This is a genomic window from Thiorhodococcus minor (genome assembly GCF_010820565.1).
Lineage (GTDB): Bacteria > Pseudomonadota > Gammaproteobacteria > Chromatiales > Chromatiaceae > Thiorhodococcus > Thiorhodococcus minor.
Map to the genome: position 1 here is coordinate 1 of NZ_JAAIJQ010000135.1, position 9,245 is coordinate 9,245.

Sequence of the window (9,245 nt, forward strand, 5' to 3'; positions counted from 1 at the left end):
TCTGCGTGTACGCCCAAATCGCCACTAAATGCTTGTTTTAAAATGAATCGCTAGACCCCCCGAAATCCGGGAGAGCCCATGCTCGTAGCGCAAGCGCTTAATTCTTTTCAAGTCTTGCTCAGTAAACTCGATACTGATCATCGGCACATCAAGGTACACGGCGGCTTTACGGTAGCGATAAGCATAAAATAAATACAGCAGGTTAACGAGGCTTACTCAGAGCTAGGTTAAGAGGGCGCAATCTGTGCCTATACGAGGTATAGAGGGGTTTGTGTCAGCGTCTTTTCCAAGACGGGGGATCCTTTCGTCGCAGGTTGCGCTCGGCGCCTATAATCGCAACAGACGTGCTGAGCTGGCCAGAAAGCAAAGAACATCATTCTGGGTACTCCACTGAGACCGCTTCGCATCACCCCATGCCCTACGGGAAGCCTAAGGTCGCTTCAGGTCTCAATCCCTGCGCGGTACGAACAGGTAGGCGGGAGGACCAAATGGGTCGAAGACGATGGCTGAATCTGCATTCTGTGAACGCGGGAGTCTAACCGATTTCTTCGCAGTTCGCCCCCTTTCGAGCCCGGAACGGAGTCGATCTCCGACGATCGGGTCGTACTTAAGGCGGGAAATGGTCGGTAGTGGAATCCTGTCTCGAGATTCGCAGCCAAGCGCGAGCCTCCAATCGCCCTCGCGGCTCCGCTATAGAACTGTGAGGCGGGCCACAATTCCGAACCTCGGCTTGAGCTATCGTTAGCCATCATGCCGAACGTAGGCCAACGCACTATGAGGTAAGACCGTTTGGGTAAATTTTTGTGGAACGGCGGCCCGATGCGACAACATCGCTCGTCTCTGACAAAGCGAAGTCGCAGGTGTGGATTTACGCTAGTCGAGCTCATAGTCACCATTGCTATCGCCAGCATTCTCCTAGGGGTAGCGGCGCCAAGCTTTCGCCAAGCGATGATAACGAATCGCGTCGCTAGCTTGACGAATGAATTTGTGGCCTCGCTCCAGTTTGCTCGCTCTGAGGCAGTGATGCGCAAGACTCGGGTCACGTTATGTAAGTCAGCGACGGTCGGAAGTGCTACGCCAACTTGTGACAACAGTGCTAGCTGGGAGGATGGTTGGATCGTTTTTCTGGACGGTGGCGTACAGGGCTCGATCGACGGAGGCGATTCCGTGCTGAAGGTTGGTCGGCCGGACTCGGGTAACGCGGTTGTTTCCGGTGGAACGAATTTCTCTACTTATGTCAGCTACTTATCAACCGGTGTTGGCAGTGGTAGCAGTGCTTCCGACGGCGAATTCACTGTATGTATCCCGCCCGAGCAACGCAATATATCGATTAGCCGTACTGGTCGCATTAGCGTCGGGAAGAGTGGCTGCAGTAGTTAGCGCGTTTCATAACTGAAAAAGTGGATGCGGTTGGACGCTTCTGAAGGAGTGAGGTCGATAGTAATGAGAGAGCCTATTGCCATCTGTGCGATAAAGCGTCAACACGCGTTCACGCTTCTCGAATCTCTAGTTGCCCTCCTCGTATTCTCGGCGGGAATTCTCGGTATCGCCGCGATGCAAGTCAGTGGTATGAGATTTACGCAGAGTGCTCAGAACCTCAGTGTAGGAGTGATCCTCGCCGAGGACATGGCAGACCGGATGCGGGCTAACCTCGACGGAACGCGCGCGGGAGCCTATGACAATCAGTGTGTCTGCAAGGGCTCTTGCGAAAGCAGTGCCTACTACAGTGCTTGCGAAAGCATTTCCAGCACCTGCCCCAGTGATATTTCAGCCGTCACCAGAAACTGCTATGGAAGCGAGTGCACCACGCCTTCGGCGATCATGGCGGCAGACATGTCTGCGTGGCTCGTCGCGGTCTGTCAGGCAACTCCGCCTGACACTCTGGCTGGTGTCTTCTGCACCGGAGCATGCGGTGAAAGCGCAAATCGCTCAATTACAGTGTCCTGGGTGGATCTGGAAGACTCTACGACAAGCTCGCGAGACTTCAGCATCTCCTTTCAGCCGAGTAAGCCCAAGGACTGATCAATGGCCACTTCTTTTCCGAATAATCGAATGCCGCCCTTGATGGAGCGCGGCCTTTCGCTTATTGAGCTTCTCGTCGGCATGACCGTCGGCCTGTTCGTCCTCGGGGGGGTTCTGGCCCTCTTTGTTTCCAATAAGCACGCCTACCGTGTTCAAGAGGCATCGAACTTTCTTCAGGAAACGGGGCGTATTGCGGTTGGTCAACTCGCCCAGAGCCTTCGTATGGCAGGCCATTGGGGCGGCGTGGAGCCGGGCAATATCTCAATCGACTCGAGTCTCTCGATTGCAGGGATCGGGAACTGCAACGCCTCTTGGATCACAGACGTCAAGACCGAGCTGCGTGGCTACGACAGCGAATCAACAATAGCCGCGATCGAAAGCGGACAAGGGCTTCCAAGCGGCTGCATCGGTGACGCTGACTATTTGAGCGGTACGGACATATTGGTCGTACGGTATGCGCAGCCGGTGACCTTAGTCGCACAACCAAGCATCATGCTCCGCAGCGCGATTGGTTTAAGAGGAGTCCTTGGGAACGTGCCAAGCTTGGGGAGTCTGCCTACATTTGACCTACCCATTGAAGACGGAACTCAGAACTACTCATTTCGTAGCGAAGTCTGGTTCATTCGCCCCTGTAGCGACGCGACCGGTGGATCTAGCGCGAGCAGTTGCGATTCCGGCGACGACGATGGGTCGCCAGTTCCCACGCTCGCGCGGCTAGCGCTTGAGGGAACGGAGCTTAGGCAGCAAGCGATGTACGATGGGATCGAGCAGCTGCAGATCGAGTTCGGGCGAGATACGGACGGAGACAACAGTGTCGACAGGGTCGATACAGCTGCAACGATAAACGCTAGCGCAAGCCCGGTCGAGGCATGGGGGGAGGTGATCTCAGCTCGTATCGCGCTGATATCGCGGTCCTTGCAGAGAGACGCAACATTCACCGGGACCCAGGACTTCACATTGGCCGGGGACAAGGGGGCCGGGACAGATGGCTTCACAGTACCGACTTCTGAGAAGAACTACCTCCGAAAGACCTATGAGCAGACCGTGCAAATCAGGAATCGGGTCAGATAGATGGCGTAGGAGAACGAGTATGAGCCCAAGCCATCGTTCGGAAAAATCGAAAGGCATTGCTTTGATCACGGGGCTTGTGCTTCTCGTGATTCTTACTCTTGTGGCATTGTCGACGATGCGCTCAACGACTCTCGAATATCGTATGAGCGGAAATACCGCATTTCTGGCGCAAGCGCGCCAAGTGTCAGAGTCCGGTCGCCTGGCCGTGTCGACGGTCTTGCACGACCATGTCTTTGAGCGAAGTTGGTCGGGGGTGCAGCTGCCTCCCGGGCTTACGATTCTGGATAAGGATTCAAGCGGAAGCGCCGATGCACTGATTGCCAATGAGAGCGGCGAAGCATTCGACCAATCAGACCCTGTTGGCAGTCTCACTCAGGATGCCACATTCACCGATCCGATTAGCGGCCATACCACTAAAGTGGCCGTTTACCATATGACGACAAAGCTCTCGCCTGGCTCAGGTTCTGCGATGTCCGCCGGGTATATGGGACTCGGTAAAGGGGCGGCCGGAGGTGGCTCCCGAATGTTTTTCGATGTTCTCGCCGATGGCGCCGGCGATGCAAATTCGCGCTTTGTAACATCCGCTGACGTGCGTGTACCAGTAGGCTACTAGATTCCTTGAGGGCGAAAAATCTTTACAGATGAGTCAAGTTTTTGGATCGGCTTCGCCGAGACCAAAAAATCCGTACCCCCGGCAATGGAGGGCCAAGAAAGCAAGGCTCGCTTAGAGACCACGGCTCGCGGTAGGTGCCTGAAAAGGCGCTGTCCGTCAGTGTGACCGGATCAGTTCAACGACCTGACGGTCGTTCATGGCCGCATCAAGTGAGTCGCGTGATCTCTGCGAGAGAGCGTTGCTGATGTGTTTCACTTTGAGGTGAGTCTAGCAGGCGGGTGCTCAAGGCTCGTCGGTCTGAGGCGAAGCCTCGCTAGTCTGTAGAGCTGATCTGGATACGCAGACTAGGATGTTCGATCTGAGTGGATTTTCGGGTGTTCGGCTCACGCGCTGTTCGTAGTGCCCACAAAGTTCAGTAGTGGCGATAGCTGTAGGTGTATAGGACGCGCGATAAAAGCAGCCTTCGATAGGCGGTTGAAGTAGTATACGAAATCGCTAACGCTTGGAATGTAGCCGTCGGGTGACTACACGGTAGCTCTGGAGAAACAGATGGGAACGCTAAGTATTCGAGCCGATAATAGCAAGTCTCTTTATGTAAGCAGAGCGATATCCATCGTTGTGCGCGCAGTTGCGAGTGCCGATGTCAAGAGCGCTTTCCGGGGCTTTTCGATAATGATCATGATTTGGGGCGCCTCGGCTTACGCGATCGAGTCCGCCAGTCCGAACATGAAGGCAGGAGAAACACAGGAAGAGAAGTTCATTATCAGTGAAGCATGGCTCGAGCGAGCGGACGCAAACAGTATGGAAACCTCAGAAGGAGCCTATCACCTGTCCACGAGTTGCCGCATCTATTTGCGTCACGGGGCCAAAATTGTTCCGGCCACTCGGCTGTCCGACTACGTTGGAAATCGCGTTCAGTTCAAGCGAGTCCGAGGTAAGGTGGATTGGGTCGTCATTGAGTCCGAGGAGAAAATTCAATGAACGGAAAACAATTTCTCCTAACTGCTTTTGTTGCGATTGCGCTGGTGATGGTCCAGGTGTCGGCTGCTGCGCCGACGAGCAATTATAAGGCGATACCGACATTCTTGGTCACAAATGCTCCGCCCCCGAATGTACTCCTGGTTCTCGATACTTCAAACAGCATGGACGAAAACATTCAGGGTGAGGCGGTTGGAAGTGATGATCCGACGAGTCGCTCCGAAATTGCGAGAAATGCAATCAAGTCAATGATTTCAGCCTACAGCGCCCAGATGCGCTTTGGCCTAATGGGGTATAGACAAACAGACGTTCAGAGTCAGCACATTCATAACGCTTTTTACTATATTTCCCACGATCCGGGAAGCTACGATGCAGGGGAGCCCAGCTACTTTACCCCGCAGGATCAAAGCACGAATACGCGCTCATACGAGGTGCTTCCGGGGAAAACGGTTTACTACGATCAAGCGCTCCCCTACTATGCAGGATCGGATCACGGTACGCGGTTTTGCTATTCGACTAAATTTCAGCCGCGCCCTGATCCGACGCCGCCGGTCGCGGACATTAATGTGAATATATCGCAAGACAACAACTATACGTGCTGCACTAGCAAGACTGGTATAAGAGATATCAGTCCTGACGGTTCCAACAATGGATCGGACCCTGCTGCCATTGCCGAGTATGGCGGGAGCTGCTTCACGAGTGGTTTTAATTTGACGGATAGTGACGTCGCTGCTGGGTTCTGGCAAATTGGGGCTCAGCTTGCATGGAATCACGCTGGAACAGCATGCCTAAGCAAGTCTACCCCGGGGGGCGGGAAACTGCATACCGCGATCGCTGACTCGACAACCGGGCATATCGAAAGTTTAAACGCGAAGCTCGGCACTTGGAGTGGGGCTTGCAATACGGAGACACCACTCAGAAACGCTGGTTTTACACCGCTCGCGAGCACGCTCGCATCAGCTAAACAATATTTCGAGGGAGATCTGCCAAGCGAGAATGGAGGTCCGGCAGCAACACCGATTCAGTATTCCTGTCATCGTAGCTTCGTCGTGCTCGTGACAGACGGGCTGCCAACGGAGGATCTCGATGCTGACGGCGATTTCATCGATGACACTGTGGCCGCGGCAGCCTCGCTTAGAAATATCTCTGTGACACCTAGTGTTAGCGGAGCGGAAACGAGCTGTGACGTGCAGACGTTCGTGCTCGGCTTCGCTTTGCCAGACGGTATGAACGGTGCTCTGGATCCGATAGCCGCTGCTGGTGGGACTGATGTAGATGGAAGTGCCTACTATGCGGGTAGCGAGGCGGATCTGCTGAGCAAGCTGAACTCTCTGTTCTTGGAGATCCTAAATCGATCATCTTCAGGAACTGCATCGACGCTCAACCTGAGCTCCGCGAACGGTGAAGGCGTCGCGGTGCGGGCCACTTTCCAGCCCAAGATGACGGATGGCGTCAACGAGGTGCGGTGGACGGGTCAGCTGAACGCGCTTTTCGTTGACGACGCTGGAAACCTGAGAGAAGACAACGGTACCGCGCACGAATTAGAGGATGCAGGCGTAGACCACTACGTGGACATGTGTTTCGACGCGGGCCTGGGTATAGTGCGGGTACGACGGTCAGCGGGTAGCGCGGGCGATCCAAGACCGACGCAAGCACAAAAGAACGCGTGCTCGGGGACGGTTTTTCCAGACACGCTTAGTGACATTTCGTACGTCTGGGATGGTGGGCGTTGGCTTGCGGATATCCCGGAAGCGGATATTCCGGCCCAACGCAGTTACAGCGGCACGGGAGCGGGTAGGCACATTCTAACGATGATCGATACTGCGAGCGGGCTCACGGACTTCGTGGCAAGTACTTTCACGGATTCGAACGCCGGGCTCTTGCTTGCCGCCGATGCGGCTGAGGCGGAGACGATCGTGAACTTCGTGCGTGGGAATGACCAGGCGTTTCGAAGTCGGCAAATTGATGTTCCAGGCGATGGAACGCCCTCACTCAAGACCTGGCGACTCGGTGACATTGTGTACTCATCGCCTACCGTCATGGGTCGGCCGGCTGAGGAGTTCGATTTACTATATAAGGACGCTAGCTATGGGGCCTTTTTGAATGCATATCGGGACCGACGTCAGGTCGCCTATGTCGGCGGGAATGACGGTATGCTTCATGCGTTCAATTCAGGATACTATGATGCCTCGAGCAACACGCTACTGAAAGGTGCGTCAGGAGCGACGCAATATGATCTCGGTGCTGAGCTCTGGAGCTATGTGCCCTACAATTTGCTGCCGCATCTTAAGTACTTGACTCGCTCGGATTATGGCGTTTCGGCTGACGACCATGTCTACTACGTCGACTTGACGCCTCGTCTCTTTGATGCACAGGTTTTCGGGACTGGAGGTCTAACGGGGCAATCCGGCGTCACGCATACGAACGGCTGGGGCACGATCCTGGTGGTCGGTATGCGCTTTGGCGGAGGAGAGATCGACGTTGATGTCGATCCAACTGATCCCGGATCGGACGAGCGCACGATGAGATCGGCCTACGCGATCTTCGATGTGACCGATCCAGAGCAGCCGCCTGCTCTATTGGCGGAATTTAGTCACCCGGAGTTGGGTTATACCCTTGCGATGCCAGCTCCTATCAAGACGAAGAACGATAACTGGTATCTGATGCTGGGGTCAGGGCCCTATCCAACTGATCCTGTGGCCTTGAATGCGGGCTCAAGTAGCCAGAACGCAAAACTGTTCTTGCTCAATCTGAAGACCATGTCCCTTGAGCCGAGCTTTGGAACGAATGGCATTATGAACCTCCTAGATGCGAACGCATTCGTTTCAGATCTGATCGCTGTTGACTACAATCTCGACTACGGTGCGGATGCCGTCTACTTTGGTACTGTTTCCGGATCAACGGGTAATTGGTCGGGTAAGCTTCAGCGAATTCGAATTGTAAGTAACGAGTCTACGAATCCATGGACTTACGCATCTCCAGACTCATGGTCTGTTTCCACGCTGTATAACACGAATCAACCGATTACGGCGACGCCATCTATTGCGCTAGATGCGCTTGATAATCGGTGGGTGTTTGTTGGGACGGGCCGTTTTCTCGCGGATGGGGATACGAGCGATACGACAACACCCTTCTATTTCTATGGTATCAAGGAGCCACGCGATACCTCGGGAGCCTTCACTTGGGGCACGGCATCGACACTTGTCGATGTCACAGGCGCATCGGTGTACGAGCGCACGAGGGTGGTCAGCGGCGTGACGGGCTCTATGACATCGGGCTCCCCTTGCGGTACAGGGTCGATAGATCACTTCGAGGAGCTCGAGTGTTATCTCCGGCAGTATTCTTTTGCGGCAGATTACAAAGACGGCTGGCGAAAGACACTTTCGGCTTCGACCAGTACGTTCCGCGCCGAGCGCAATATCGGGCAAGCAACGCTGCTCGGTGGTGCGCTTACCTTCACGGGCTACATGCCGTCGTCGGAGATGTGTGAGGCGGAGGGCAAGTCAAATCTACATGCGCTGTTCTTTGGCACCGGGACCGGATATCCGGAGCCCATTATCGGTCTTACGAGCACAACGGATGGAGATGGAAACCACAGCGTGGAGACCGTTATCGATTTGGGTGTGGGCCTGACGATAACGCCAAGTTTGCACACGGGGCGTGGTTATGACGATGAAGAAGGTGACATGACGGCCGTCGTTCAAACGTCAACTGGCACAACGGTGGAAATCGAGCAAAAGAGTCCGCTCAAGACGCTTAGCTCAGGCGAAATTGGTTGGCGCGAGCACTCGGATTTCTAAGGCTAGTCGCGCCGTTAGATGCTGTGCGTGTGAATTGCTCTGTAGGAAACAGTAACATGGCCAACCTGATGGGGATTGCAGGTCGTGGAACTGGCGTCAAGACCGGTTTCACCTTGATCGAGCTTTTGATCGTGATTGCGATCGTAGCGATTTTGGCGGCAATCGCATATCCGTCCTACCAAGAGCAGATAAGGAAATCACGTCGGACCGACGCGACCGGATCGCTCGCACGCTTAGCGACTCAACTCGAGAAGTACGCTTATGATAACAACGGCAGTTTTTCCGGAGCGACTGTTGAGGATTTGATGGGCTCGGAAGATTCTCCAGAAGGCTTTTATACGGTGAGTATGCTTACCTTAACAAGTGACACATATGAGATTCGGGCGGCTCCTGTTGCAGGAACCTCTCAGGCAGGAGACAGTCAGTGTCAAACTTTCATCCTGAGTTCGACCGGGGTGAGAGATGTTACTGGCTCCTGTAGTTCGGCGGTTGACGACTGTGTTGACCGGTGTTGGTAGGTTTGGGTCCGATTACGCGGTATTGCCTGGTAATTCAATAGTGGCGAGATTCGGTTAGGATCGCGCCACTAACGGAGGAATGCGCTGCGTTTGGCCGCTCCGTCAGCTATGCCTTACGGAAACGATACGGGATGCCGGAGTGGGTGTTGGACGAAGCCGCTGCGCGTGAGTGCGGTCAGCGAATTTGATGGTTACACGATCGGGCTAGCTGATGGAAGTCAGCGCTGAGCGGCGTGTTGGTCG

General features: G+C 54.6%; 7 protein-coding genes. All 7 read left to right on the forward strand.

What is annotated here, in order from left to right:
* Nucleotides 1-819: 819 nt before the first annotated feature.
* The 7 genes from G3446_RS29315 (at nucleotide 820) to G3446_RS28865 (ending at nucleotide 9,002) form a co-directional block, all read left to right on the forward strand.
* Nucleotides 820-1,380, forward strand: a complete 561-nt coding sequence (locus G3446_RS29315) for a GspH/FimT family pseudopilin (protein ID WP_425338432.1) — start codon at nucleotides 820-822, stop codon at nucleotides 1,378-1,380.
* A gap of 63 nt (nucleotides 1,381-1,443) precedes the next feature.
* On the forward strand, nucleotides 1,444-2,022 hold the full coding sequence (gene pilV, locus G3446_RS29320; protein WP_164456314.1) for a type IV pilus modification protein PilV: 579 nt from the start codon (nucleotides 1,444-1,446) through the stop codon (nucleotides 2,020-2,022).
* 3 nt (nucleotides 2,023-2,025) lie between these two features.
* Entirely contained in the window at nucleotides 2,026-3,093 is a 1,068-nt protein-coding gene (locus tag G3446_RS24635; RefSeq protein ID WP_164456316.1) for a PilW family protein, read from the forward strand.
* A 19-nt stretch (nucleotides 3,094-3,112) separates the two neighbouring features.
* On the forward strand, nucleotides 3,113-3,706 hold the full coding sequence (locus tag G3446_RS24640) for a PilX N-terminal domain-containing pilus assembly protein (RefSeq protein ID WP_164456318.1): 594 nt from the start codon (nucleotides 3,113-3,115) through the stop codon (nucleotides 3,704-3,706).
* Between the two features lie 549 nt (nucleotides 3,707-4,255).
* Nucleotides 4,256-4,687 (forward strand): hypothetical protein, encoded by a 432-nt coding sequence (locus G3446_RS24645; protein WP_164456320.1) that lies wholly within the window; start codon nucleotides 4,256-4,258, stop codon nucleotides 4,685-4,687.
* Nucleotides 4,684-8,484: a pilus assembly protein gene (locus tag G3446_RS24650; RefSeq protein ID WP_164456322.1), complete on the forward strand. Its 3,801-nt coding sequence runs from the start codon at nucleotides 4,684-4,686 to the stop codon at nucleotides 8,482-8,484. The genes G3446_RS24645 and G3446_RS24650 overlap by 4 nt, the downstream gene beginning before the upstream one ends.
* A 56-nt stretch (nucleotides 8,485-8,540) precedes the next feature.
* The gene (locus G3446_RS28865) at nucleotides 8,541-9,002 is read left to right on the forward strand and encodes a type IV pilin protein (RefSeq protein WP_164456324.1); all 462 of its coding nucleotides are present in this window, start codon (nucleotides 8,541-8,543) and stop codon (nucleotides 9,000-9,002) included.
* The last annotated feature ends 243 nt before the right edge of the window (nucleotides 9,003-9,245 follow it).

Bases quoted from the DNA above. Each gene is read 5' to 3' on its own strand.
- G3446_RS24635 (WP_164456316.1), top strand. From the start codon at position 2,026: ATGGCCACTTCTTTTCCGAATAATCGAATGCCGCCCTTGATGGAGCGC.
- G3446_RS28865 (WP_164456324.1), top strand. From the start codon at position 8,541: ATGGCCAACCTGATGGGGATTGCAGGTCGTGGAACTGGCGTCAAGACC.
- G3446_RS29315 (WP_425338432.1), top strand. From the start codon at position 820: ATGCGACAACATCGCTCGTCTCTGACAAAGCGAAGTCGCAGGTGTGGA.
- G3446_RS24645 (WP_164456320.1), top strand. From the start codon at position 4,256: ATGGGAACGCTAAGTATTCGAGCCGATAATAGCAAGTCTCTTTATGTA.
- G3446_RS24640 (WP_164456318.1), top strand. From the start codon at position 3,113: ATGAGCCCAAGCCATCGTTCGGAAAAATCGAAAGGCATTGCTTTGATC.
- pilV (WP_164456314.1), top strand. From the start codon at position 1,444: ATGAGAGAGCCTATTGCCATCTGTGCGATAAAGCGTCAACACGCGTTC.
- G3446_RS24650 (WP_164456322.1), top strand. From the start codon at position 4,684: ATGAACGGAAAACAATTTCTCCTAACTGCTTTTGTTGCGATTGCGCTG.